The sequence below is a fragment of the Streptomyces sp. NPDC002076 genome (assembly GCF_053593835.1).
Genome location: NZ_JBSFDI010000005.1, coordinates 222,584 through 246,441 on the forward strand (window position 1 = coordinate 222,584; position 23,858 = coordinate 246,441).

22 protein-coding genes and 3 pseudogenes are annotated in these 23,858 nt (G+C 71.4%); 13 read left to right on the forward strand and 12 right to left on the reverse strand.

The window, feature by feature from the left end; all coding sequences use genetic code 11:
- Positions 1 to 81 precede the first annotated feature (81 nt).
- The 3 genes and pseudogenes from ACWCQS_RS13040 to ACWCQS_RS13050 all read left to right on the forward strand — a co-directional run.
- A complete protein-coding gene (locus tag ACWCQS_RS13040; protein ID WP_451004495.1) occupies positions 82 to 1,116 on the forward strand; it encodes a sphingomyelin phosphodiesterase in 1,035 nt (344 codons plus the stop codon).
- A gap of 244 nt (positions 1,117 to 1,360) precedes the next feature.
- Entirely contained in the window at positions 1,361 to 1,792 is a 432-nt protein-coding gene (locus ACWCQS_RS13045; protein ID WP_451004496.1) for a hypothetical protein, read from the forward strand.
- A 129-nt stretch (positions 1,793 to 1,921) separates the two neighbouring features.
- Positions 1,922 to 2,125: pseudogene (locus tag ACWCQS_RS13050) on the forward strand (SAM-dependent methyltransferase); the annotation flags it as partial.
- Here the strand turns inward: ACWCQS_RS13050 and ACWCQS_RS13055 are convergent.
- The 4 genes from ACWCQS_RS13055 to ACWCQS_RS13070 all read right to left on the reverse strand — a co-directional run bounded on the left by ACWCQS_RS13055 (position 2,122) and on the right by ACWCQS_RS13070 (position 4,629).
- The gene (locus ACWCQS_RS13055; protein ID WP_451004497.1) at positions 2,122 to 2,985 is read right to left on the reverse strand and encodes an LLM class flavin-dependent oxidoreductase; all 864 of its coding nucleotides are present in this window, start codon (positions 2,983 to 2,985) and stop codon (positions 2,122 to 2,124) included. The pseudogene ACWCQS_RS13050 and the gene ACWCQS_RS13055 overlap by 4 nt on opposite strands.
- Positions 2,986 to 3,036: 51 nt before the next feature.
- Positions 3,037 to 3,312, reverse strand: coding sequence for a hypothetical protein (locus tag ACWCQS_RS13060; RefSeq protein ID WP_451004498.1), 276 nt, complete (start codon positions 3,310 to 3,312; stop codon positions 3,037 to 3,039).
- Between the two features lie 46 nt (positions 3,313 to 3,358).
- Positions 3,359 to 3,853, reverse strand: coding sequence for a CBS domain-containing protein (locus tag ACWCQS_RS13065; RefSeq protein ID WP_451004499.1), 495 nt, complete (start codon positions 3,851 to 3,853; stop codon positions 3,359 to 3,361).
- A 101-nt stretch (positions 3,854 to 3,954) separates the two neighbouring features.
- Positions 3,955 to 4,629, reverse strand: coding sequence for a hypothetical protein (locus tag ACWCQS_RS13070; RefSeq protein WP_451004500.1), 675 nt, complete (start codon positions 4,627 to 4,629; stop codon positions 3,955 to 3,957).
- Positions 4,630 to 4,863: 234 nt separating this feature from the next.
- Between ACWCQS_RS13070 and ACWCQS_RS13075 the strand changes: the two genes are divergently transcribed.
- A complete protein-coding gene (locus ACWCQS_RS13075) occupies positions 4,864 to 5,154 on the forward strand; it encodes a DUF1876 domain-containing protein (protein ID WP_451004501.1) in 291 nt (96 codons plus the stop codon).
- Between the two features lie 107 nt (positions 5,155 to 5,261).
- Positions 5,262 to 6,182, forward strand: a complete 921-nt coding sequence (locus tag ACWCQS_RS13080) for a DUF1918 domain-containing protein (RefSeq protein ID WP_451004502.1) — start codon at positions 5,262 to 5,264, stop codon at positions 6,180 to 6,182.
- A gap of 71 nt (positions 6,183 to 6,253) precedes the next feature.
- Here the strand turns inward: ACWCQS_RS13080 and ACWCQS_RS13085 are convergent, their stop codons facing one another.
- Entirely contained in the window at positions 6,254 to 6,931 is a 678-nt protein-coding gene (locus ACWCQS_RS13085) for an ArsR/SmtB family transcription factor (RefSeq protein ID WP_451004503.1), read from the reverse strand.
- A 76-nt stretch (positions 6,932 to 7,007) separates the two neighbouring features.
- On the opposite strand from ACWCQS_RS13085, the gene ACWCQS_RS13090 reads away from it, so the two are divergent.
- Complete coding sequence (locus ACWCQS_RS13090; RefSeq protein ID WP_451004504.1) at positions 7,008 to 8,378, forward strand: rhodanese-like domain-containing protein; 1,371 nt, start codon at positions 7,008 to 7,010, stop codon at positions 8,376 to 8,378.
- The gene (locus ACWCQS_RS13095; RefSeq protein WP_451004505.1) at positions 8,375 to 9,637 is read left to right on the forward strand and encodes an MFS transporter; all 1,263 of its coding nucleotides are present in this window, start codon (positions 8,375 to 8,377) and stop codon (positions 9,635 to 9,637) included. The genes ACWCQS_RS13090 and ACWCQS_RS13095 overlap by 4 nt, the downstream gene beginning before the upstream one ends.
- 24 nt (positions 9,638 to 9,661) lie before the next feature.
- Here ACWCQS_RS13095 and ACWCQS_RS13100 read toward each other — a convergent pair whose 3' ends face one another.
- The 5 genes from ACWCQS_RS13100 to ACWCQS_RS13120 all read right to left on the reverse strand — a co-directional run bounded on the left by ACWCQS_RS13100 (position 9,662) and on the right by ACWCQS_RS13120 (position 17,501).
- Positions 9,662 to 11,059: an FAD-binding oxidoreductase gene (locus ACWCQS_RS13100; protein ID WP_451004506.1), complete on the reverse strand. Its 1,398-nt coding sequence runs from the start codon at positions 11,057 to 11,059 to the stop codon at positions 9,662 to 9,664.
- Positions 11,060 to 11,203: 144 nt separating this feature from the next.
- Positions 11,204 to 13,951 (reverse strand): alkaline phosphatase family protein, encoded by a 2,748-nt coding sequence (locus ACWCQS_RS13105; RefSeq protein ID WP_451004507.1) that lies wholly within the window; start codon positions 13,949 to 13,951, stop codon positions 11,204 to 11,206.
- A gap of 6 nt (positions 13,952 to 13,957) precedes the next feature.
- Positions 13,958 to 15,322: an ABC transporter permease gene (locus ACWCQS_RS13110; RefSeq protein WP_451004508.1), complete on the reverse strand. Its 1,365-nt coding sequence runs from the start codon at positions 15,320 to 15,322 to the stop codon at positions 13,958 to 13,960.
- Entirely contained in the window at positions 15,319 to 16,344 is a 1,026-nt protein-coding gene (locus ACWCQS_RS13115) for an ABC transporter ATP-binding protein (protein ID WP_451004509.1), read from the reverse strand. Before ACWCQS_RS13115 ends, ACWCQS_RS13110 begins: the two co-directional genes overlap by 4 nt.
- A gap of 176 nt (positions 16,345 to 16,520) precedes the next feature.
- Positions 16,521 to 17,501, reverse strand: a complete 981-nt coding sequence (locus ACWCQS_RS13120; RefSeq protein ID WP_451004510.1) for an asparaginase — start codon at positions 17,499 to 17,501, stop codon at positions 16,521 to 16,523.
- Positions 17,502 to 18,284: 783 nt separating this feature from the next.
- Here ACWCQS_RS13120 and ACWCQS_RS13125 point away from each other — a divergent pair.
- The 4 genes and pseudogenes from ACWCQS_RS13125 (at position 18,285) to ACWCQS_RS13140 (ending at position 20,918) form a co-directional block, all read left to right on the forward strand.
- Positions 18,285 to 18,904 (forward strand): annotated as a pseudogene (locus ACWCQS_RS13125) (DUF7019 family protein).
- 3 nt (positions 18,905 to 18,907) lie between these two features.
- Positions 18,908 to 19,174, forward strand: coding sequence for a hypothetical protein (locus ACWCQS_RS13130; RefSeq protein WP_451004511.1), 267 nt, complete (start codon positions 18,908 to 18,910; stop codon positions 19,172 to 19,174).
- Between the two features lie 109 nt (positions 19,175 to 19,283).
- Entirely contained in the window at positions 19,284 to 19,763 is a 480-nt protein-coding gene (locus ACWCQS_RS13135; protein WP_451004512.1) for an HIT family protein, read from the forward strand.
- A gap of 246 nt (positions 19,764 to 20,009) precedes the next feature.
- A complete protein-coding gene (locus ACWCQS_RS13140; protein ID WP_451004513.1) occupies positions 20,010 to 20,918 on the forward strand; it encodes a hypothetical protein in 909 nt (302 codons plus the stop codon).
- A gap of 48 nt (positions 20,919 to 20,966) precedes the next feature.
- On the opposite strand, the gene ACWCQS_RS13145 is transcribed toward ACWCQS_RS13140, so the two are convergent.
- Positions 20,967 to 21,530: a hypothetical protein gene (locus tag ACWCQS_RS13145; RefSeq protein WP_451004514.1), complete on the reverse strand. Its 564-nt coding sequence runs from the start codon at positions 21,528 to 21,530 to the stop codon at positions 20,967 to 20,969.
- Positions 21,531 to 21,636: 106 nt separating this feature from the next.
- On the opposite strand from ACWCQS_RS13145, the gene ACWCQS_RS13150 reads away from it, so the two are divergent.
- Positions 21,637 to 22,290: a M15 family metallopeptidase gene (locus ACWCQS_RS13150; RefSeq protein ID WP_451004515.1), complete on the forward strand. Its 654-nt coding sequence runs from the start codon at positions 21,637 to 21,639 to the stop codon at positions 22,288 to 22,290.
- Between the two features lie 101 nt (positions 22,291 to 22,391).
- Positions 22,392 to 23,375 carry an alpha/beta hydrolase gene (locus tag ACWCQS_RS13155; protein ID WP_451004726.1) on the forward strand — a complete coding sequence of 328 codons (984 nt, stop codon included), beginning with the start codon at positions 22,392 to 22,394 and terminating at the stop codon, positions 23,373 to 23,375.
- Here ACWCQS_RS13155 and ACWCQS_RS13160 read toward each other — a convergent pair.
- Positions 23,359 to 23,810 (reverse strand): annotated as a pseudogene (locus ACWCQS_RS13160) (hypothetical protein). The gene ACWCQS_RS13155 and the pseudogene ACWCQS_RS13160 overlap by 17 nt on opposite strands.
- Positions 23,811 to 23,858 lie beyond the last annotated feature (48 nt).

The window sequence follows — 23,858 nt, forward strand, 5'->3', positions numbered from 1 at the left end:
GCACCCTAGAGTCGCAGTGTCATGTACGCGACCGATCAATCGGTCGCGGCCCGGGGACTTCCCACCTCACCAGGAGAGCGCATGGTCTCGCGTCGTACAGCTACCGCCCTCACCTCCGCAGCGGCAGCCCTGCTGCTCGGCTTCAGCGGCTACGCGGCCCCCACCGCGAGCGCGGGCACCGGCACCGGCCTCTCGGTGTTCGCGTGGAACGTCGATCTCGGCACCGCGATCGTCGACAGCACCCAGAACGAGAAGGCGGCACAGCGCACCCCGACCGTCGAGTCGATCATCCGCAAGCACAGCGCCGACGTGGTGGTGCTGGACGAGGACTTCAACAACAGCTCGACGGCCGACATCACCAGCAAGCTCGCCGACCTCTACCCGTACCACACCCCCGTCGTCGGCCAGACCTGTTCCGGTGGCGGCTGGACGGGCATCAGCGGTGACTGCTCCAACTCGTGGTTCGTCATCAACGGCGGCACCATGATCCTCTCCAAGTATCCGATCACCGCCCAGTACGCCCACGTCTTCAGCAACTCCACCTACGGCACCTGGGACTACCACGCCAACAAGGGGGCGGCGCTGGTGCAGATCGCGAAGGACGGGGTGAAGAGCTGGGTGGTCGGCACCCATCTGCAGGCCGACGAGTCCGACACCTCCACGGACACCACACAGTCCACCCGGCTCGCCCAGCTCGGCGAGATCCGCACCTGGGTGGACGGCATCGCCGGCTCGAACGCACCGGTCCTGATCGGCGGAGACCTGAACGTGGAGTACTACGGCGGCCAGTCGCGCGGTGACTACGCCGACGCCCAGGCCGCGGTGAACGGTGTGCTCGGCACCCCGGCCACCGACTCCGGTCAGACCCTGAGGACCATGGACTGCCCGGTCTCCGCCTGGTGCCAGTACATGTCCGGCATCGAGTCCTTCCCCAAGGACTACCGGGACGACCTCGACTACCTCGGTTATCTCAACGCGCCGGGACGCCCGACGCCGGCCGCGATGTCCACCGTCAAGGTGGACTTCGACCCCCAGTCCGGCTGGACGACGGGCCAGACCGACACCAACGCTCCCAGCGACCACTACCCGGTCGAGGCGACGTTCCAGCTCGGCTGACACCGCCCGAGCCCGACCGGCCGGACAGCGGACAACCCCTGGGACACCATGCCCCGGGGGTTCCCTCCGGCACAGCCGAGCAGGAGGCCCAGGAGCACGCATCCCCGGACCGGGTGGTGCGTGACGCCCGCGACGGCGCCGGGCGGGGTGATGCTGCCGCTGGGCAGGGCACGCTGGTCGAAGGGGGTCGCCGACGGCCTGGGCATCTCCCGCAGACTCGCCGGCTTCCGCCTGGAGCAAGCTGGTGACAGCGGGGCTTCCGCGGACCGGCGTCGAATCGTCCGCGGGTATCCGCAAGGTGGGCCGTCGGCCCAAGGTGTACGAACCGGTGGCCGAGGCGATCACCGTGCACATCCCCGAGCGCCGATACGAGATGCCGGCGGACGCCCGCACGGAAGCCGTACTGCCCCGGACGCAGGGGGAGTCGGCCCGCGATGCCGCACTGCGAGTCGCCCACCGGCGAGGGGAGACGCTGGGCGGTGCTGCACGCGAGCGCGTGCGCCCCGCCGGCTGTCTGCATGGCCTGGGAAGCGACAGGACCGCGGCGGTGTCGACCCACGGCCCGACTGGTGCTGTGTCGAACCGCGCGGGGGAGGCTACGGCCGCGGACACACCGGCGACGGAGTCCGGCCAGGAGCAGCCGGGCGACCCCACGTCACCGTCCGGCGGGGAGTAGGCCGAACTCATGGTCGAAAGCCGGTCGTGCGAACGTAGGTTGTGCGGTGAGCGATCCATGCCTTGACACGCCCTCACCGAAAGACGGACACGACGCAGGACCGACCCCGCGACCACGCCCGAGACGGCGATGGGTCAGAAGATCGACACGTCGGTGGCGCACTCCGCCCGTATCTGGAACTACTGGCTCGGCGGCAAGGACAACTACCCGGTCGACGAGGAGGCCGGCGACGCGTACACCGCGGTCTTCCCCGGCATCGTCACCATCGCCCGCAGCAGCCGTGCGTTCCTGCGCCGCAACATCACCTATCTGGTCCGTGAGGCGGGCATTCAGATCAGCGGCGGGCCCGCCTCGATGCGGCGCAGCACAGGTGCCAGCCGGTCCAGGTCGGGGCCGGTCTGGACCTGTCGCTCGTCCCACCAGGTGGCGCCGGCGTCGTACAGCGGACCGATCACGTCCCTGGCCTTGGCCGGGTCCAGGGGCGTGGCACCGCCGAGCACGAACTCGAAGGGGCGCTCGGCTGTGGCCGTACGCTGCTCGCGCACATAGCCGATCAGCTCCCGTACCTCCGCCGCATCCGGCACATGCCCGTGCCTGGCCGTCTCGAAGAGCGGCACCGCGCCGTCCCACCGCGCCGCTCGGCGCATGGGCGGACGGCGCGGCCAGAACCCGCCGATCCACACCGGCGGACCGGGTCGCTGCACCGTGGCGGGCAGCAGCGTGACGTCCCGCACCCCGTAGTGCCGGCCGTGGTGGTTCACCGGCTCGCCGGACCAGAACCGCCGCAGCAGCTCCAGTCCCTCGTCCAGCCGCTCGGCGAGGAGGCGCGGATCGGTGGCGTCGCCGAAGCTGCCGTACTCGTCCTCGATCGGGCCTCCCAGTCCCGCGGCGAAGATCACCCGGCCGCCGCTGAGCTGGTCCAAGGTGGCCACTTGGCGGGCGAGTTGCTGCGGACGGTAACGCGGGACCGGCGTCAGCAGGGTGCCCAGCCGGATCCGGGAGGTCGCCAGCGCGGCGGCGGTGAGCAGCATCCAGGGGTCCCCGAAGGGACGGCCCTGGTGCTGTCGGTGCAGGACGTGATCCCAGACGAACAGCCCGTCCCAGCCCGCCTCTTCGGCGGCAGCCGCCGCGGTGGCGACGTTACGGGGATGGGCGAAGTCGCCGAAGTTGGGGATGTTGATGGAAAACCGCATCCCAGCAGCATGCGCATCCGGCGGCGCGGGGGCAATCGGATATTCGATTCCTCAGAGTTCGGGAACGGTGGAGCCACCACCTGCCTTGACCGCTTCCACGGCTGCCTGGTGCAGTTGCCGGCTGTGCACCTCGGATCGGCAGGGCACGGGGCTGCCCGTGAGGGTGAACCATTCGGAGGTGCCCGTGTACTGGACCGCCACGTCGGCCTCTTTGCCGTCCCAGGTGGTGTGGACGGTCAGGTCGCCGGCGACGATCCCCGCTTCGTCGGTTCGTGCGCCACCCTGGCCGGTGAAGACCCCGGGAGTCGTCCATGATGCCCAGACCATGACGTCAGCCTTCCTCTCCGAGTGAAGGGACGAATGAACTGATCCACTACGGGATGGGGATTCCGCGTTCCTGTGGTGCGCGGTGCGGCGGCAAGCCGTCGAGGGTGGCCCGTGCGGGACTCCGGCTGACAGCCTCGGCGCGGGTGTGCAGGCCCGCGGCGGCGGCCACGTAGTCCCGGGCCGTGAGCAGACCGACCAGCCGTCCGCGCGGATCCGTGACCGGCAGGGCGTCGAGACGTTCCTCGGTCATCACGGCTGCCGCGCGCAGAGCCGATTCCTCGGGGTGGACCGTGACGGTCCGGCGGGCGTGCACGAGCTCGCGCACCCTGCGGTGGGACAGCGTCGCCGCCGCGGCGGCGCAGGCCACGGCGAGTTCGGCGCGGTCCAGGACTCCGGCGCAGCAGCCGTCCCCACGGACCACCGGGAGCTGGCGCTGCTCGGACCTCTCCATGACCTCCCAGGCCATCAGCACGCTCTCGTCCTCACCGATCGCGTACGGGGCGGCATCCATCAGACTCCGCACCGCGACTCGCTCGTTCACCGTTGCCTCCTCGCGCCGGGCGTCCGGTCCCGGTGTTCCCCCCGGACGGCACCAGTGTCGCGCCCCACGCGCTTTCACGCTCGCCGGGCAGGCGGCGCCTGTCATGGGGCCGTACGGCCCCTCCGCGGGCCATTGGCCCCACGCTCGGCGCCGGGGTCCGGGGCGGACCGGAGGACGTACGTACGGCCCTCTCGGCCCCACTCCCCGTACTCGGGGATCAGACCGGCGTCCATCGCCCGGAGGCAGGGGCGGCCGATGTGCGCGTAGACCACGCGACCGACCCGGTTCCGGGCCGCTTCCGGGCCGACGTCCCGCACGGGTGCGTGCCCGCCCACTCCGCCGCGGAAGCGGATGGGGCGGTCCCAGCACGAGGCTTCCGCGAACATCAGGTCCGCGTCCGCCGCCCAGGCCGGGAAGGTCCGGAACTCCGGCGCCCACACCACCGCCCCCGGCTCTCCCTCGATGCGGTAACCGCAGGTGGGATGGGAGGTGTGGGCGACCGGCAGCGCGCGGATGCGCAGCTCTCCGAGGTCCAGGTCCGTCATGCGCGGCACCAGCCCGCGCTCGGCGGCGAGACGCCGCAGGGCCGAGCGCAGCTCGGCGTGCTCGTCGGTCACGAGCCAGGCGTCCAGCGGGCCCTGCGGCGGCTGTGCGCCGGGCCCGCCGTCGAACGCGACGCGCCGGCGGCCGTAGGCGACCAGCAGGCCGGCCGGGGCGAAACGCGGGGACGCCATGGCGCCCACGCCCAGCAGCGTGAGCCGGAACCGAGGCGGCATACCCGTCACCTCCCGGGAACGTGGCCCGTCCATCGTCTCAGGCGGGCGGCAGCCATGAACCCGAGCGGTCCGGCGACGTACGGGGCCGGACGTCGACCTCTCGGGGACGTTCGGCCCCGTGACCGAAGGCCTTCGCCGTTCGATGGTGGGGTGGAGGGGGAACCGACCAGCGGCTCGCCGGAGGCCGGGCGATGTGACGGTCGTCGGACCGGGACGAGGGCGAGGAGGAACATCATGTCGCACACGGCACAGTGGAACGTCCGCCTCCACCTCTTCGAGGACGACGACGGAACGACGAAGGCACATGTCGTGCTGGACACCGGCACCTCCGCGCTCTCCGCTCAGGGAAGCGCGCGCTGCCATCCGGCGGACGCGAACGTGCCGGAGATCGGCGACGAACTGGCGGCAGGCCGGGCCATGATCGACCTCGCCCATCAGCTGCTGAGCACCGCCGAACGGGACATGCGGGGAGTGCAGGCGCCCGGGCAGAGTGTCCGCCGCCGGCCCTCTGCACGGCCCGTGTGAGTACGTGGCAGCACATCCCCGCCGATCTCCCGCTCGCGCCCCGGTGCGGTGATGTGTCCCGCGTGGCAGGTTGGAAACAGCACGACTCTGTGGAGAGGGCAGCGATCATGCGAGCTCACCTCGGCGACCAGCTCATCGTGGAGAGTCCGGCGACCGGTGCCGGCAAGCGCGACGGCGAGATCGTCGGACTCCACCATGAGGACGGAACACCGCCCTACGACGTGCGCTGGTCGGACACCGACGAAGTGACCCTTGTGTTCCCCGGACCCGACGCACACGTCCGTCCTCTGCACCACGAGCACACCGTGGTCACCCACGAGCCACGACAGGACCCGGGTGACGTGGCCACCGTGTCCCCCGCCGCCTCACCGCGCTGGGCGGCCGACCCCGGCGACATCGGCCGACGCGTGGCCGCCGAACGCAGGAGGCAGGGCCTCAGCCGCGAGGAGACCGCCGGCCGCGCCCGGATGTCGCCCGACTATCTGGCGTACCTCGAGGAACGGCCCGCCGACCCGACCCTGGCGACACTCATCAGACTGGCCGACGCACTGGGCACCACGGTCGCCACCCTGCGCGGCGGAGGCATCGACCTCCCACCCGGCCAGGGCCACGCACTGCTCCGTCCCGAGCTGCGCGACCTCGCCCCGGAGGAATGCCGCACACTGCTCTCCACACACGGCGTGGGACGCGTCTCGGTGTCGACGCCCGACGGCCGCCCGGCAGTCGTCCCGGTCAACTACGACGTGGTCGACGACGCCATCGTCTTCCGGACCGTGCCTGATTCCGTGGCCGCGGCGGCCGCGGAACGGGAGGTCGCCTTCGAGGTCGATCACCTGGACGAGGCCCTGAGCCAGGGCTGGAGCGTCCTCGCCGTCGGCCCGGCGAGCGTCGTGACGGACCCGGACACCGTACGGCGGCTCACCCGGCAGGCCCACACCACGCCGTGGGCGGGTGGTCACCGCGAGATGTGGGTGTCGATCCGGCCGGTAACCCTCACGGGCCGACGGATCGGCCCGGCCGAGGGGTAGACGGGTTCATCGGCGGCTCGCGGTGGCGGAGGTGGGGGCAGGACGGCCAGGATGCGACGGCGGTGCCCCGCTCACATCGGCTCCACCGCGTCCACGGGCAGCTCGGCCAGCCGCCATTCGAGCATGCCGTCGTTGAGGCGGATGGCGCGTCGCCCGCGGTCGGTCAGGAGGCGGACCGCGTCGTAGGCGAGGACGCAGTACTCGCCACGGCAGTAGACGACGATCTCGGTGTCCTCGGTCAACTCGTGGATTCGGTCGGCCAGTTCGTGGACCGGGATGGAGATCGCGCCGGGGATGTGCCCGGCCCGGTACTCCTCCACCGGCCGCACATCGAGCACCGTCACGCCCCCTGCCGCGACGCGGTCCTGGAGTTCCTCGCGGCTGACCTCCACGGCGCCGTCGTCGCCGAGGTAGGCGTCGCGGGCGGCCGGCACGGCGGCCTGGTGGCTCTCGGCGACCTTGCGCAGCAGCGCGAACAGCCGGGCCACGTCGTCGCCGGCGAGCCGGTAGTGGATGCGCACGCCGTCCCGGCGGGTGGCGACGAATCCGGCCTGCTTGAGCGTCTGGAGATGCGCTGACGCGGTCGTCAGGTTCAGCCCAGCCGCCTTGGCGAGGGCGTCGACGGTCCGCTCGCCCTGGGCGAGCAGATCGAGCAGTTCCAGGCGTTTCCCGCTGGCCAGCGCCTTGCCGCTGGCCGCGAACGCGTCGTACAGCTCCGTCTTCGAGCCGGTTGCCGTGGTCTCCGCCATGCACATCCTCCATACATCCATGGAATATCGTAGATGATACGGGGCGACAGGAGTACCGGATGTTGAAGGGACGGCCATGGGGTTCGCAGAGGACCATCTGATTCCGCTGGTGGACGAAGGACTGGGCAACAGCGCCTACCTCGTCGACCTGGGTGAGGGCCGTGCCCTGGCCGTCGACGCGAGCCGCGATCTGCGCGCCCTGCACGCCGCCGCCGGCCGGCGCGGGCTGCGCGTCGCGTTCGCGGCCGACACCCATCTGCACGCCGACTTCCTCTCCGGTGCCGTGCAGCTCGGCCACGACCACGGCGCCACCGTGCTGGCCTCCGCCGCCGGCCGCCGGGCCTTCCCGCACCAGGGCCTCGCGGACGGCGACGAGGTCGACCTGGGCGGGCTGACACTGCTGGCCCTGGCCACCCCCGGGCACACCGACGAGCACCTGTCCTTCCTGCTGCTGGACGGCGGCCGCCCGCTCGGGGTGTTCACCGGCGGCTCGCTGATCGTGAACTCCGCCGCGCGCACCGACCTGCTCGGCGCCGAACGCACCGAGGAACTGGCCCGTGCGCAGTACCGCTCGCTGCGTCGGCTGACCCTGCTGCCCGACGAGACCGCGGTATGGCCCACCCACGGCGCCGGGTCGTTCTGCTCGGCCCCGCCCGGCGCCGAGCGCACCACCACCATCGGCGCGGAGAAGCAGGCCAACCCGCTGCTCGCCGCACCCGACGAGGACGCCTTCGTGTCCCGGCTGCTCGCGGGCCTCGGCAGCTACCCCGCCTACTTCGACCGGCTCGCCGAGCTCAACCGGCGCGGCCCCGCCGTCCTGACCGCCGCACCGACGCTGCCCGGCCTGGACCCCGAGCAGGTGCGCACGCTGCTCGCCGGCGGCGGCCATGTGGTCGACGTCCGTCCCGCAGCCCAGTACGCCGCCGCACACATACCGGGGTCGATCTCCATCCCGCTGCGCGCCCAGTTCGCCACCTGGCTGGGCTGGCTGCTGCCCGGCGAGGATCCCATCGCCTTCGTCACCGGGGAGGGCCAGGATCTGCCGGAGCTCGTCTGGCAGGCGTACAAGATCGGTTACGAGCGGCTCGCCGGGCGTCTCTCGGGAGGCATGACCGCCTGGCAGGCGGCCGGCCTCCCCACCTCGGCCACCGCGTTCGTCACCCCCGACCAGGCACCGGCCGCCCCGTACCTCGACGTCCGGCAGACCGCCGAGTACACCGCCGGACACGTCCCCGGCGCCGTCCACCTCGAACTCGGCGCCCTCGCCGCCCACACCGCGGAGGTCCCCGGGGGCGCGGTGGTGGCCTGCGGGCACGGGGAGCGCGCCATGACCGCCGCCAGTGTCCTGGAGCGCGCCGGGCACACCGACCTGACCGTGCTGAACGGCAGCCCTGGCGACTACGCCGCCGCCCACGGCCACCGGCTCACCGCGGGCGCCGCCCGGTGAGCGCGACCACCGAGTCCGCGGCCGGGCCTGTTCGGCTGGGACTTCGCGAGAACTGGCTGCAGTTCACGCTGCTCGTCATCGTGAACGTCTGCGTCGGCGGCCTCGTCGGGCTGGAACGCACGACCGTCCCGCTGATCGGCGCCCGCACCTTCGGCCTGACCAATGACCTGGCCGTCTTCTCCTTCATCATCGCCTTCGGCCTGACGAAGGCCCTGACCAACCTCGCCGCGGGCGCGCTGACCGCCCGCTTCCGACGCAAGCAGCTCCTGGTGACCGGCTGGCTCATCGGCATCCCCGTGCCGTTCGCCCTCGCCTGGGCGCCGTCCTGGGGCTGGATCGTCGCCGCGAACGTACTGCTCGGCCTCAACCAGGGCCTGACCTGGTCGATGACGGTCAACATGAAGATCGATCTGGTCGGACCCGCCCGGCGAGGACTGGCCACCGGCCTGAACGAGGCGGCCGGGTACACCGCCGTGGGCACCACCGCCCTGGTCACCGGCTATCTCGCCACGGCGTACGGCCTGCGCCCGGTGCCGGAACTCATCGGTGTGGTCTTCGTCGCCGCCGGGCTCGGCCTCGCCCTGATCGTGCGGGACACCGCCGCGCACGTCGCTCTCGAACTCTCCCGGCACACCAAGCCCCTGGCCTCCGGCGAGCGCACCGCCCTGGCCGCCACCTTCGCCCGGACCTCCTGGCACCAGCGATCCCTGCGCGGCGCCAGCCAGGCCGGCCTGGTCAACAACCTCAACGACGGCCTGACCTGGGGCGTCTTCCCCCTGCTCTTCACCGACCACGGTCTCGGTCTCGCCGCCGTCGGGCTCATCAAGGGCCTGTACCCCATCCTCTGGGGCCTCGGTCAGATCCCCACCGGCCACCTCTCCGACCGGATCGGCCGCAAACCGCTCATCGTCGCGGGCATGCTGACCCAGGCCGTCGGATTCGTCCTCGCCCTCGTCCTGTTGGACACCCCGCTCCTGGCGGGCGTCCTCTCCGCCGTCGCCCTCGGACTCGGCACCGCCATGGTCTACCCCGCCCTGATCGCCTCCGTCTCCGACCATGCGCACCCCGCCTGGCGGACGGGCGCGCTGGGCACCTACCGCTTCTGGCGCGACATCGGCTACGCCCTGGGCGCCCTCGTCGCGGGCGTCCTCGCCGACACTCTCGGTCTGAACGCCACCGTCGTCGCCGCCGCCGCGCTCACCGCCGGCTCCGGCCTGCTGGCCGCCCGCTGGATCAGCGAACACGACGGCGGCCGCTGACGCGGCTCACGGGGTGCGCGCGGGTCAGTCCGGCGCCGGGGGGATGTTCTGGTTGGCGCGGAACAGGTTGTCCGGGTCGTAGGCGCGCTTGACCGCGGCCAGGCGGTCGTAGTGGCCGCGGTAGGTGGTGCGGACCCGCTCCTGGCTCTCCCCGGGGCCGATGAAGTTGACGTAGGAACCGCCCATGGAGTGCGGGTGCAGATCGGTCCAGTAGTCGACGCACCACTGCCGGATCATCTCGGCGTTGGCGGGGTCCGGGTCGATGCCGGCGACGATGCCGGACCAGACGGCGTCCCGGTAGGCCCAGGCCGTGCCGTCCGCGTCGGGCTGGTGCGCTGTGCCGTCCACCGGGTACAGGTGCGTGGTCGACAGACCGGTCGGGATGTTCTGGCCGTACTTGTGGTGGACGTCGATCGCGGCGTCGGAGATGGTCTGGAAGAAGTCACCGCGCCAGTACCACTGCAGTCCCTCGGGAAGCAGCCCGTCGAACATGGTCTGCAAGGCGGGATAGGGCATCGGGGTGGCGAAGTGGAAGGCCGGCGGCGCCGGGTCGTTCACGACGGCGAACACCTCCGCCAGGCGCTCGTCGGAGAGGTCTCCCGTATAGCACCAGATCACAGCGCACATCTTCTGCCCGTGGATCGACTCGGGGAAGGGCGGCCCGGGCGGCACGACGAGCAGGGCGAAGAACCCGTAGAGCTCGTCGGGCGCGGCAGGCAGGAACTCCCGGTACCAGCGCAGCACTTCGGGCGTGCGGTCGACCGGCCACACCGTCACGGCGGCCCCGATCGTGGACGCCGGGTGCAGCCCGAAGGTGAACGACGTCACCACGCCGAAGTTGCCGCCGCCACCGCGCAGCGCCCAGAACAGGTCCGGGTGGCTGTCCGCCGACGCGGTGACATAGCTGCCGTCGGCGAGGACGACATCGGCCGACAACAGGCTGTCGATCGTCAGGCCGTACCTGCGGGTGAGATAACCGTGGCCGCCGCCCAGGGTGAGACCGCTGACGCCGGTGGTCGACACGATCCCGGCCGGCACGGCGCGCCCGACGGCGTGTGTCGCATGGTCCAGGTCACCGAGCAGGCTGCCTCCGCCCACCTGAGCGGTGTCCGTCTCCGGGTCCACCCTGACCCAGCGCATCGGCGTCAGGTCGAGGACGAGTCCGTCGTCGACCAGGCACAGACCCGGGCCGCTGTGGCCGCCGCCGCGCACGGCGAGCTCGACTCCGGTGTCCCGGGCGTAGAAGATCACCGACTGCACGTCCGCCACGTCCACGCACTGGGCGAAGGCGGCCGGCCTCCGGTCGATCATGGCGTTGTAGATGCTGCGGGCCGCGTCGTATCCGGGGTCCTGCGGTGTGATCAGGGATCCCCGCAGTGCCTCGCGCAGACCGCCGACAGTCGTTTCGTCGATGGTGTTCATGACGGAGTGCCTTCTGAGAGGTACGAGTCCTGCCCATTGCCAGGCTATGCCCGAATGGGATCTCCGCACCTCACGAGCGCCGGAACGCCGAGGACCCCCGGCAGGCGTGTGGCCGGCCAGGGGTCCGCGACGGGTCAGCCTGTATCAGCCGTCGGACTCCGACGACGGGATGTAGGCACCTGGCACGTCGTTCGGTGCGTAGATCTTCTTCTCACCGGGGTACGGCGTGCTCCAGTTGTGCGTCTGGTACCACGTGAAGTGGTTCATCTGGGCCGGGTTGGCGAAGTCGGCCGTCGCGTGGGAGCCGGTCAGGTGCTGCTTCGACTTCCAGCTGTCCCACTCGGCGGCGAGTTGCCGCATGCCCGCCGGGACCTCGGCCGCCGGGACGGCCGCCGCCTTCGGGTCCTGCGTCGCCGGGGTGTCGACGCCGCAGGAGGGCGGGGTCTTCAGGCCGTCGGTCAGCGAGGTCCGGTTGGGCAGCGCCTTGAACGGCGTGTAGTCCGGGCGCTGGGTGAACGCCCCGCGCATCGGGCTGGCCGCACTGTCCTTCTGGTTCATCGGGTGGATCCCGAGGATCTGCTCGATGGTGCGGACCATCGTGATCTGCGAGTAGTAGTGGTTGTCGACGGTGCCGTGCTGGGCCCAGGGGCTGATGATCTGGATCGGCGCACGGTGGCCGTCGACGTGGTCGAGACCGGCCTGGGAGTCGTCCTCGACGACGAAGATGGCCGAGTCCTTCCAGTACTTGCTGTGGGAGATCTCGTCGACCATCTTGCCGACCGCGAGGTCGTTGTCCGCCACCTCGGCCGCCGGGCTCGCCGGACCACCGGTGTGGTCGTTGGAGAGCCAGAACATGTTCAGGTTGGCCGGACCGTTCTTCTCGAAGTCCTGCTTCCAGATCTGGTACTTGTAGACGTCCGGGACGTCGAGGTCGAACATCGGGAAGCCGGGCACCGAGACGGAGTTGAGCGAGGGGATCGCCGAACCCGTCTGGATGGGGTACGCGGTGGGCCGGCCGGTCGCGTCCATGTTCTTGGCGTCGCAGTACAGGTTCTGCCAGGTCGCGCCGGACGGCTTGTTCTCGATCGACTGGAACTCGCCGAAGTCCCGCACGGTCTTCCCGGCCGCCTGCGCACCGGTCCAGATGAAGCCGGACTTCTGGTGGCCGAGCGCGTCGTTCTCGGTGTCGTAGCTGCGCTGGTACTCACCGGCCGAGGACTCGGTGTACTCCGGGTCGTCGGCCTGCATCAGCCAGTTGTGACCCTCGGCCGAGTTCGTGCCGACGTCGTACGTGTTGTCGTACAGGCCGAACTGCTTGGCCAGCGCGTGCTGGTTCGGCGTCACGTTCTCGCCGAACTGCGTCACCGACGGGTCGCCGTTGCCCTGCGGCATGTCACCGAAGACCTGGTCGTAGGTCCGGTTCTCCTTGACGATCAGGAACACGTGCTTGATCGTCGAGGGGTCGCCGAGCCGCTGCGGGACCGGCACCGGACGCGCCTTGCTCCCGCCCCTGGCCATCGAGACCGAGCCGGGGGTCCAGCCGTTCTGCTGGAAGACCTTGGCCGTCTCGGACCTGATGACGCTGTCGTCCGGCAGAGTGAACCGCTGCACGCTGGACGTCGTGTCGTGGGTGCCGTGCCCGGCGGGGTTGTTCGGGCGGCGGGCGTCGATACCACGGGTGTTGGAGACCAGCACCTGGTTGCCGACGGTCGTGATCTCCGCGGGGAAGTAGTCCGTCGGGAGCAGACCGATGTAACTCACCGGCTCCAGCGGGCTCTTGTACCGGTAGACGGCGACCGCGTTGGCTCGGCCGAGGGTCACCAGCAGCCGGCCGTCGTCGGTGAGCGTCACCGCGTTGGGCTCGTAGCCCACCGACGCCTCCGGCCACGGCCGGGTGTCGATGGTCTGCACGACCTTGTTCTTGTCGGTGTCGATGACCGACACGTTGTTGCTGGCCGTGTTGGTGACGAACAGCGCCTTGCCCTTGGCGTACAGGGCGGTCGGGTGCAGACCGACGTCGATGCTCGACGCGTCCGCGGCCGGGTTCGCCAGGTCGATGACGCTGACGGTGCCGGTGGTGGTGGCTCCGGTCTTCGGGTTGGCCGGCACCTGGGTGCCGTACGAGTTCATGGTGGTGTCGCCGGCCCTGGCCGGACGGCCGCCCTCGTTGCTGACGTAGAGCTTGCTGCCGACCTGGACCATGTCGCGCGGGGCGTTGCCCACGTTCCAGCTCTGCTTGATGGCGCCGGTCGCCGCGTCGATGGCGACCACCCGGTTCTGGCCGTTGACCGCGGAGTACACGGTGGAGCCGTCGGCGGAGAACACCGCCGCGCCGACCAGGGCGTGCTTGGATCCGTCCGCCGGGATCTTGATGGTGGTCGGGTTGTCGACGGTGCCGTCCGGGTTGACCGCGAACTTGGTGTAGCCGTCGGTCTGGCCCAGCCACAGCTGCTTGCCGTCGGGCGAGTACGTGGGGCCTTCCTGGCCCACGGAGTTGCTGCTGAGGCGCGGGGTCGACGTGGCGGCGGTGCCGACGACCTGCTGCACCTCCCAGTTCTTCACGTCGACGATGGCCAGCGCGCTGCCACCGTCGGTGACCGCGGCCGCTATGTGGGTGCCGTCCGGGCTGGGCGAGGACGACATGATCTTGCCGTTGTTGATGACGAGGCGTTCGCCGTACGGAGCGAGGTACTGGTCGCTGGAGACGACCTGGCCTCGGTCGGTCGTCTGGCCGACCTGGTCGGTGCCGAACTGGTGGGTCTGGGCGTATCCGACGCCGGCGGTGACGGCGAGGACGACCGCTGTGGCGCCCGCCGTGAGGGCGCTCCGGCGCCCGATTCGTCTACCGCGAAACTCCGTCTCCACAGGCCTGCGATGACGTGTTACCTGCATGGAGAGTCATCCTTTCGAGGTGCTGAGAAGTTCGACGTTGCCGTCGAACTGCCAAAGGGGGTTCGGTGCGTCGCCGGTCTGGGTCCGCACCAGGAAGTAGCCGTTCACTTCCTTCGGTCCGTCGCCGTCGGCGACGAACCGCCCGTCTGAGGTGACGTCGAGTTGGTAGACGGCCGTCCCGGTGGCCTCGACGCCAGGCAGGTGCCAGGACACGACGCAGCGCCAGTCGTTGCCGGGGCCCTCGGCGGCGACCCTGACGCTGCCCTTGTCACACGTCGCAGCGGCCTTCAGCTGCGCTTCGGTGACGTGCGGGCGGTTGAGTTGCTCGGTCTGCATGCGATAGAGGTGGGCGAACTCCGTGGCGAGGGAGCGCTGCACCTTGTCCTGCGAGATCCCGGAGCCCGTGGCCCCGGTCGCCGAGGCGACGACGGCGACGGTCGCGCCGGCCAGTGCGACGAGCGGCAGGAGACCGACGGTGACCGCGCGGCGCCCCGGGCCGTCGGCGGTGAGATTCGTGAAGTCCCGCCGCAGGAACAGCAGATACGCCAACGTTGTCGCCAGCAGGGCCCACACCAGGCTGACCACGATGCCGATCAGGAGCGGGCCGAGCTGTGCCGGGCTGGTGAACAGGCCGTTCCAGGCGATGAAGGCGTAGCCGGGCAGGGCGAGGCGTACGGCGACCGGGAGCGGCAGCATCTGCGCGACCTGCATCGCGAGCGCGACGACAGCGGGCAGCAGCAGGCCCATCGGGGACCGCCCCAGCGCGACGGACCCGAGGAGTCCGATCGCGGCGAGGGCCAGGGTCGGGGCGAGTACGCACACCCAGGCGAGGGCGACCTTGCCCGCGGCGTCCGACGGCGTCAACTGGTGGCCGTCGAGACCGACCAGCGGCCGGTTGCCGACGGTCACCAGACCGCCGGCCGCACTGGAGCAGGCCAGCCCGGCCACCAGCAGCAGGATGACGGTGAGGCTGGCCAGCGCCTTGGCCGCGAAGATGCGCCGGGGCGAGCGGACCGCCACGAGCAGGTGGCGCCAGGTGCCGAGCCGGTCCTCGGAGGCGAACACGTCACCGGCGACCACCGAGGTCAGCAGCGGCAGCGCCCAGGTGCCCGCGAAACCGAGCATCACCAGCGGTCCGGCCCACCCCGTGGCGAGCATCCAGCGGCCGAAGAGGGTGTCGGAGGGCAGTGTGCTCTGCTGGCTCACCGCCGCGACGAAGAGCGCCGGGGCGACCCAGCAGGCGAGCACCAGCAGGCGGATCCGCCATTGCGAGACGAGCTTGACCAGTTCGAAGCGGTAGCCGCGGGCCACCGAGACACGGCCGGCACCGGTGGACCGGTCGGGGGCGGGAGCGGTCACGGTGGCGGTCATCGGCCGGCCTCCTGCTGCTGGGCGTCGGTGTCCTGCGGCTGGGCGCCGGCTTCCTGTTGCTGCTCGGCGGCGGGCCCCGTCCCTTCCCTGGCGGCCTCCTGATGCTCGGTCAGGGCCAGGAAGGCGGCCTCCAGCGGGGACACCACGGGGGCGAGCTCCCGCAAGGCGGTGCCCGACTGGACGAGCCGCACCACGAGTTCGTCGAGGGCCGGCACCAGGGCGCGTACGACGAGCACCTCGTCGCTGCCGGGGCGTCCGTCGTCGACGAGGTGGATCCCGGGCGTGCCGGCAGCGAGCCGACGGGCGGTCCGCGGGTCGGAGGCGATCAGCCGGTAGTCGAGTTCACGGGTCTCGGCGGCCAGTTTGCGCAACGGGCCGGAGAAGACGACGCGTCCGGTGGCGAGGATGGTGACCTCGGAGCACAGTGCCTCCAGGTCGTCCATGCGGTGGCTCGACAGCACGACGCTGGTTCCCTCCGCCGCGAGCCGGGCGAGGACGCCGTGGACGGGCTTCTTTCCGGCCGGGTCGAGGCCGTTGGACGGCTCGTCGAGCACGAGCAGCCGGGGCTTGGTGAGCAGGGCGGCGGCGAGCCCGAGCCGTTGCCGCATGCCCAGGGAGAAGCCCCGGATCCGGTCGTCGGAGACGTCGGTGAGTCCGACTTGGGCGATTACGTCGTCGATGCCCGCCGTGCGGGGGTCCTGGCCGCGCAGGGCCACGAGCGCGGCGAGGTTCTGCCTGGCGGTGAGCGACGGATAGAGGCCAGGGCCGTCCACGAACCCGGCGACACCGTCGGGAGCGGCGAACGTCCTGCCCACCGGCGTACCGAGGATCTCCAGACGGCCACTGTCGGCCACGGCCAGCCCGAGCAGGAGCCCGAGGAGCGTCGTCTTGCCGGCGCCGTTCGGGCCGACCAGCCCGTGGATCTGTCCCTGCGCCACATCGAGGTCGATGCCGTCGAGCGCGACGACATCACCGAAGCACTTGGTGATCCCGCGAGCCCGGATCGCGAGCAGTGAGTCCATGAGCCCCTTCTTTCGAAAGCCTCATGGACCCTAGGGAGAGCACACCGTCCGCACAGGAATCGCCAGTCAAACGCTCAAGGAACGTAAGACAACAGCCGTCCGCCGCGTCCACAGCCGGAAGGCCGCACCAGCCTCCTTGCCGCCCAGCGCGGCTGACATGCCGTCAGTGACACGTGTCAGAACACCGCTCGCACCTCCCCCACCTCCCGCCCCCGACCCAGCACCGGCGTACGACCGACGCGGTCCACGACGGGCGCCGTGACGCCCATCAGGCGCAGCGCACGGGCCAGGACGGGGCCGAGGGCACGCACTCCACCGTCCTCGATCTTGAGGGCCAGGGCGCGGCCGTCGGGCAGGGCGAGGGCCTGCGCGGCTTCCGCGCCCACCTTCGACAGGACGCCCGGTATCTCCTTCATGAGCCAGGTGTCGTGGCGGTGGGTGCCGGCGACGTACTCGGGGTGGGCGCGCATGGCGTCGGCGACCTGCCGTTCGGGGGCGCCGGGTGCGGCGAGGACGAAGGAGCGGAAGGCACGGGCGAGGCCGGTCAGGCCGATCGCCATCAGCGGCGCCCCGCAGCCGTCCACACCGACGGCGGCCACCGGTTCACCGGCCGCCTCCTCCACGACCGTACGGATGACGCGCTGCAGCGGATGGTCCGGGTCGAGGTAGGACTCCAGCGGCCAGTCCCGCAGCGCGGCGGCGGCCAGCATCGCCGTGTGTTTGCCGGAGCAGTTCATGGCCACGCGGTCGCGCCGGCCGCCGGCCGCCAGATAGGCCTCCTGCTCCTGCTGGTCCAGCGGCAGGGCGGGCGGGCACTGAAGGTGCTCCGGGGTCAGCCCGTGCTCGTCGAGCATCGCTCGCACCAGGTCGCGGTGGAACGGCTCGCCGGAGTGGCTCGCGGCAGCCAGGGCCAGCCGTTCTCCCTGGATGCGGAGGCCGGCCCGCAGCATGCCCGCCGCCTGCATCGGCTTGTTGGCGGAACGCGGGAAGACGGGGGACGTCACATCGCCGATCGCCCACTCCACCGAGCCGTCCGCGGCGAGGAGCACCACGCTGCCCCGGTGCCGCCCTTCGACGAATCCGGAGCGTACGACCTCGGCGAGGACCGGGGTGCTCGGCGCGCTCGCGATGGGGGTGGTCATGGCGGACTGGGACATCGGCGGTCACCTTCCGGATGGGAATCGGTCCGACCCTCCCGGCCGTCCCCGGAATCGCCGGACACGTCGGCCGGATGAGCGGGTCGCTCCGCACCGTACCCGCGGCCGAGTTGTGCGCCACAGTAGGCCTCACGTCCCTGCTCTGTTCACTTCTATGGACCATGCACATGGGGGCGCACACCAAGACCGCTGCCGTGCCCGGACTCACTCAACGCCCCTGCCGCATTGCTCACCTTGGAAGCCCGTCCATGAGCATCTCCCGGCGCACCGTGCTCGCCGTGGCAGCCGGTACCACCGCAACCTCCGTCTCCCCCGCCGACGACGCGGAGGCGTCCGGGGACCAGAGCCCGGCATCGTCTGCGGGAACGCTTCACGTGGCAGCCGACTACGGGATGAAAAACTGCACGCCGTCGCGCCCGGGGGGTGACCGGCTTTCCCGTCGGCACGAGGTTCGAGAAGTGGACCTGATCCCCGCACGACACCACCACCCACAACCTCGGCCTCGTCTTCTATCCGTCCTCGGTCACCGCCTGGCGGCTGACCGGCGACGGCAGTTGGCGCGCGGGCGCGATCGAGGCAGCCGAGTCGCCCATCCAGCGCTACAACCCGCGCGGCCGCCTCATCCGACAGCCACGACCTGTCACCCCGCAAGCCGGACGCCCTCCTGGCCGGCGGCGCGATCCCCTGGACCCGGGACAAGATAATGGGCGTGCTGGGCAAGGCTGTTGAGGGCGGGAGCACCCGGCGCGCCATTACCTGTATGTGAGCCACAGCAAGGTCGACATGCTGCTTGCGCAGCTCGAACCGGGGCCCCAGCACGAGCACACCACCGAAGTGAGCGTCAACCTGAGGGTCGTGGGCGGCCGGCGCGTCAGCGAGGAGACTGCGGGAGAGGAGCGCGGCGCGCGGCTCGAGCGGCTCGTGCGCTTCCTGGCGGACGCCGACGAACTCGGCACAGTCGACGAACCGGGACGGTTCGTCCAGGGGGTGCTGCCGCTGCGGTGGGGGCCGTTCCCGGCGGATCCCAGCTGGTCTGGTTCGGCGGCTCGACCGCCCGCACGGTGCTGGGCCTCGGCGGGTCCACCCGCCACGTGCTGGGCACCCCGTCGCCCCAGTCGGAGACCGTGCTGCCCAGGTCGCTGACCCCCTCGATGCTCGCCGCCCTGGCCGAGGACCCACAGATCCAGTCGCTGGTCCAGGCGATCGGCGCCGACGAGAACCAGCCCTGCCGGACCGGCGTCCCGCCCGCCGCACAGGCCGTGCACCGCGCCAACCAGCTGATGCCCGGCCCGGCGCAACGGGTGGAGTTCGTCGCCAAACGCCTGCTGTACACGCCTGGTTCACCGGATGCGGGCCCCGGGGTCCTGCTCGGCACCCCCCTGTACGTCGCGCTGGCGGAGTAGGCCGTGTGGGCCCCGGGGGAGGTCGTGCTCGGTGTCCACGAGGTGCGGAACGTGATCCGCACCGGCGGCATGGGCCTGGTGTACCGGGTCCGGCACCGCGGATGGGGCATCGACCTGGCCGTCAAGGGTGAGCTGACGCCCAGGCAGCAGAAGGTGTCGCTGACCTGCATCGCCGGTGACTGGCTTGCCACCCAGGCTCCGGCGGGCTCTGGTGAGAGCCGTAGACCCCCCTCCCCTACGCCGACTACTACTTGCTCGAAGGCATCCTGAGCGTGCTGGAGCCGCAGGACTTCGACCGGGCCGTCGACCTGTCGGCGCGCTCTGAAACAACTGCTCAGGCCATACCCCTGCTTGTACGGGCAGGTCATAACCTGGGGCCATGAGTGATGATTGGCGCACGGACCGGATCGGGGCTGCTCTGCGGGGCGAGAACCCGACGGTGCTACGGCGGCTCCGGGCGGGGTTCGCGGTGATCGGCGACGTGCAGTTCCTGCCGGGCTACTCGGTGCTGCTGGTGGACGAGCCAGGTGTTCAGCGGCTGTCCGACCTGCCCCGGGACAAGCGGCTGGCGTTCCTGTCCGACATGGACCGGCTCGGAGAGGCCGTGGAACGGGCCTGTCGACGGTTGGATCCCGCCTTCCGCAGGGTGAACCTGGAGATCCTCGGCAACACGGACCCGTTTCTGCACGCCCACGTCTGGCCCCGGTTCGCGTGGGAGTCACCCGAGGTGGTGGGCAAGCCCGTATGGCTGTATCCGCCGGACCGGTGGCGGGACGAGCGGTTCGGGCTCGGTCCGCAGCACGACGCACTGCGGGATGCGATCGGGAGTGAGCTGGACTCGCTGGCGTCCATGCCCTGAGCCTGTGCTCCGATGGCGAGCGGCAGGTGCTCGGCATCGACGTCCAGCTCGTGGATGCTACGTGCGGGACGTGCGCGTGGATCAGCGCGCCGCTGCACCGCAGGCAGCCAGCACTCCGTGCGGTTGTCGCCGCGGTATGGGTGTTACGTCCCTGTGACACCGAACTGACAGTTCCAAGATCAGGCCCTGCCAAGCTCGGCTTCACCGCACGACCTGACCAGTCCATGTTCCTGGGGGAATCGACTCATGACCTCACGCACCCGCACCATGGCGGCCGCCATCGCCGTGGCCGCAGCCGTCACCGGCACCGCGCTGCTGGGCGTCTCCGGCGCCGCGTCGGCCGCGACCAGCGCCTCGCACGGCACCCTGACCGTCAGCAACGGCACCAAGTACGTGCTGATCGGCGGCCACAAGGTGAACTTCGGGGTGCCCGTCCGGGACCTCGCCTGGTCCCCGGACGGCAAGCAGGCCGCCTTCGTGGACGGCTCCGGCAACCTGGACATCGCCAACCCGGACGGCAGCGGGCGTGTCGTCGTCGCCAAGAACCCCGGCAACCAGAACTGGTCCCACCCGACCTGGCAGGTGACCGCGAAGGACACCCAGAACGGCATCCCCGCCAAGGACAACCTCATCTTCGCGGCGAGCGCCAACGGTGTGTCCCGGCTGAAGTACATCTCCGCCAAGGCCGTCCACGGCACGCCCAGGACGCTGTCCCTGAACGGCGACCCGGGTCCGGGCGGTGCGCTGCCGCAGACCGGCAACGTCTGGCCGAACGCGGCCGGTCACTACGGCAGTTCGGTCTACGCCAACGACCACACCGGTGCCGTCTACATCCGTGACGACTACCTGCGCCAGCAGGGCGGCAAGCTCACCCAGGGCTCCCAGCCGGCGCTGTCCCCGAACGAGGAGGAGGTCGTCTTCGTGCGCTCGGTCGCCGGCCACGACCACGTGCTCGTGGAGGACTTCATGCACGGCAACCACATCAAGGACCTCACCCCGCACGCCACGACCGACTACACCGAGCCGGCCTGGTCCCCCGACGGCAAGACCCTCGCGGTGCGCACCCCGTCCGGCACGGTGACCCTGCCGGCCGACGGCTCGGGTCGTCCGGCCAAGGTCACCTCGACGGTCGGGCTGGCGGCGTACCGCCCCTGACGTCGTACGAGTGAACGGGCCGGGCGCGCCCGGGGCGCGGAGTGCGGGTCACTTCGCGGTCCGGGCGAGCTCGGCCCGCAGTTCGTCCAGGTGCGCGTCGGCGGTGTCGTGCGGCAGGAACTCGACGACGTCGAGGAACCGGAAGAGCACCCGGCTGCCGGTGACGGCGTACTCGTACTCGCCGAAGCCCACCACCGCACCCATCGTGCCCCGGACGGCGCCCCGCACCACATGCGAGGTCATGTCGTCCGGCTCCGTCGCCGACATGCCGCGCCGGGCGTTGGGCCGGGCCAGATAGGGGCACACCATCGAGGCGTACAGCATGCAGGCACGGTGGCCCGGTCCTTCGAGGGTCGGCGCGAGATTGCGATAGGGCCGTCCGGCGGCCAGCGCCTCCCCGATCGCCGCGCTCTCCCCGGCCCCCACCACACGCCACACGGGTCCCCGCGGCATGGCCTGGTTGCACACCGAGCACAGACGCTTCCGCGCGCATGCGGCGCTGCGTTCGTAGTCGGTCAGCGCGAACTGCGGCTCCTCCCCTTCCCAGGGGGTGATCGCCGGGACCGGATACCCACGGGCGTCACGGGGCCGTGCCTCGACCGACGCCGGCATGGGGACACTCTCGAATCGCACAGGCCATGACTACCAGGACCCATGGCTTTTGGCCAAGGCGGCACAGGTGGCCACCTGTTGTGGGCCGATCGGCGAGGATCGGCGCATGAACAGGATCGTGCTGATGTCGGATCCGAGGGTCGCGGCGGTCCCCGTGATCGACTGCGGGGAACCGCTCGTCGACGTCCGGCTGCGGGATTCCCTCGCCGTGGACGCGCGCAGGGCCGAACCGTCAGGGGCGTTCGCACATCTGCGAGAAGGCGTCCTGATGCGCCTTCTCAGGGCCCGGCAACTCCTCCCGGACGGGCTGCGTCTGCTGTTCGTCGAGGGGTACCGGCCGCCCGCGCTGCAGCGCGAGTACTTCGAGCGGTACGCCGGCACGCTGCGGGCCGCTCATCCTGACTGGTCGCCGGCGCGGGTGCGCGAGGCCGCGAGCCGGTATGTGTCGCCGCCGGAGATCGCTCCGCACAGCGCCGGCGCCGCGGTGGACCTCACGCTCGTCGACGCCCAGGGCCGGGAACTCGACATGGGGACACGGGTGAACGCCGACCCGGAGGAGAGCGACGGCGCTTGTTACACGGATGCCGCCACGATCGGCCCCGAGGCGCGGGCCAACCGGCGGGTGCTCGGCGCAGCGCTGAATGCCGTCGGCCTGGTCAACTACCCGACCGAATGGTGGCATTGGTCCTACGGCGACCGCTACTGGGCTCTCGCCACCGAAGCCGGCAGTGCGCTGTACGGGCCACGGGAACTCGGATGAGCCCTGATCCGGCCCGCCCCGATGACCGGTGCACGGCGGGTGAGCGAGTGGACCGCACGGACCTCGCTGACGACCTGCCCTCCGGGCCCGGCCTTGTCCCGCTGGCTTGGGACGCGCCCCCGCTCGACCCCGAACTGGCGGTCGCGCTCGCGGGTTCGGGGCGTGATGTGAGGGAGCCGGTCACCCCGGAGAACCTCGTGGCCCGGCAGGAGCGGGATGCTGCGGCGCGCCCCAGGCCGACCCTCGGGGACCTCCGGGCCGGCGGCCGCTTCGAGGCGGCGGAGCTGCGGGTGCCCGGGCCGCCGGGCGGGCCGGACGTCACCCTCGTCAGCGCACGGCCCGCCGGGATCACCGGGCCGCTGCCCCTGCTGTACTACATGCACGGCGGCGGAATGGTCACGGGCAATGCGTGGTCCGTGCTGCCGCGGCTCCTTCGCGAGTGGGCCGCCACCCTGGAGCTGGCGGTCGTCTCCGTCGAGTACCGGCTGGCTCCCGCGGCGCGGTATCCCGCGGCGGTGGAGGACTGTTACGCGGGGCTGGTCTGGGCGACCGCGCACGCGGCGGAGCTGGGCATCGACGTCTGCCGTGTCGTCGTCGGGGGGAAGAGCGCCGGTGGCGGACTCGCCGCGGCGCTCGCCCTGCTCGCCCGTGACCGGGGCGGGCCCGGCGCGATCGGGCAACTGCTCCTCTGTCCCATGCTCGACGACCGCAGCAACACCTTCTCCAGCCGTCAGATGGCCGGCATCGACACCTGGGACCGGATCTCCAACGCGACCGCCTGGCAGGCGGTGCTGGGCGACCGGTACGGCGCCGCGGACCTGCCGCCGTACGCGGCTCCCGCCCGCGCGACCGATCTGTCCGCACTGCCCCCGGCCTATGTCGAGGTCGGGTCGGCGGAAACCCTGCGGGACGAGGCCGTGGCCTACGCGCACGCGCTCTGGCGGGCCGGAGGCCAGGCGGAACTTCACGTCTGGCCCGGCGCCTGCCACGGCTTCGACACCTTTGCACCACGGGCGGCGCTCAGCCAGGACGCCCGCGAGGCCCGTACCCGCTGGCTGCGGCGCATCCTCAGGCAGCCGCGATGACCCCGTAGGTGACCAGGCCGTAGGCGAGGTGCGGGAGCGCGTCCGAGGTCCAGTCGGCGGGCGACCAAGTGCGTGGGTCGCTGATGTCCAGGCCGGCTATGGGCGCGTCGGCCAGCGTCATCGCCAGGGCTCCGGTCAGCACGGCGCCCAGCCAGGCGTGCGGCCGTAGCCCGGCGCGGTGGAGCAGTGACACGAGGGGCCCGTCCCGACTCCCACGGCGATGCCCGACAGCGCCCCCAGACCGGAGAGCCGGTTGTCCCGTCCCTCCCCGTCGGGGACGGGGCGTCCCGCCCGGGTGGTGATCTTCTCCACGACGGCCTCGGGGGCGCTGCTCGAAGGCCGGCCGCGCAGCGCCATGTCCAGGCAGCTGACGGCGTTCAACGCGGTGGTGCCGGCGGCCCCGGCGGCACAGCCACGCGCGACGGTTCGGAACATGTCGCTCCGGGTCCCCCGCCGTGACGTGGGCCAAACGGCGCCGCCCTC

Excerpts from the sequence above, each read along its gene's own strand:
- ACWCQS_RS13090 (WP_451004504.1), top strand. The coding sequence starts at position 7,008 with ATGGGGTTCGCAGAGGACCATCTGATTCCGCTGGTGGACGAAGGACTG.
- ACWCQS_RS13145 (WP_451004514.1), bottom strand. The coding sequence starts at position 21,530 with ATGCCGGCGTCGGTCGAGGCACGGCCCCGTGACGCCCGTGGGTATCCG.
- ACWCQS_RS13150 (WP_451004515.1), top strand. The coding sequence starts at position 21,637 with ATGAACAGGATCGTGCTGATGTCGGATCCGAGGGTCGCGGCGGTCCCC.
- ACWCQS_RS13075 (WP_451004501.1), top strand. The coding sequence starts at position 4,864 with ATGTCGCACACGGCACAGTGGAACGTCCGCCTCCACCTCTTCGAGGAC.
- ACWCQS_RS13070 (WP_451004500.1), bottom strand. The coding sequence starts at position 4,629 with ATGCCGCCTCGGTTCCGGCTCACGCTGCTGGGCGTGGGCGCCATGGCG.
- ACWCQS_RS13055 (WP_451004497.1), bottom strand. The coding sequence starts at position 2,985 with ATGCGGTTTTCCATCAACATCCCCAACTTCGGCGACTTCGCCCATCCC.
- ACWCQS_RS13110 (WP_451004508.1), bottom strand. The coding sequence starts at position 15,322 with ATGACCGCCACCGTGACCGCTCCCGCCCCCGACCGGTCCACCGGTGCC.
- ACWCQS_RS13080 (WP_451004502.1), top strand. The coding sequence starts at position 5,262 with ATGCGAGCTCACCTCGGCGACCAGCTCATCGTGGAGAGTCCGGCGACC.
- ACWCQS_RS13140 (WP_451004513.1), top strand. The coding sequence starts at position 20,010 with ATGACCTCACGCACCCGCACCATGGCGGCCGCCATCGCCGTGGCCGCA.
- ACWCQS_RS13060 (WP_451004498.1), bottom strand. The coding sequence starts at position 3,312 with ATGGTCTGGGCATCATGGACGACTCCCGGGGTCTTCACCGGCCAGGGT.
- ACWCQS_RS13115 (WP_451004509.1), bottom strand. The coding sequence starts at position 16,344 with ATGGACTCACTGCTCGCGATCCGGGCTCGCGGGATCACCAAGTGCTTC.
- ACWCQS_RS13040 (WP_451004495.1), top strand. The coding sequence starts at position 82 with ATGGTCTCGCGTCGTACAGCTACCGCCCTCACCTCCGCAGCGGCAGCC.
- ACWCQS_RS13085 (WP_451004503.1), bottom strand. The coding sequence starts at position 6,931 with ATGGCGGAGACCACGGCAACCGGCTCGAAGACGGAGCTGTACGACGCG.
- ACWCQS_RS13135 (WP_451004512.1), top strand. The coding sequence starts at position 19,284 with ATGAGTGATGATTGGCGCACGGACCGGATCGGGGCTGCTCTGCGGGGC.
- ACWCQS_RS13120 (WP_451004510.1), bottom strand. The coding sequence starts at position 17,501 with ATGTCCCAGTCCGCCATGACCACCCCCATCGCGAGCGCGCCGAGCACC.
- ACWCQS_RS13100 (WP_451004506.1), bottom strand. The coding sequence starts at position 11,059 with ATGAACACCATCGACGAAACGACTGTCGGCGGTCTGCGCGAGGCACTG.
- ACWCQS_RS13105 (WP_451004507.1), bottom strand. The coding sequence starts at position 13,951 with ATGCAGGTAACACGTCATCGCAGGCCTGTGGAGACGGAGTTTCGCGGT.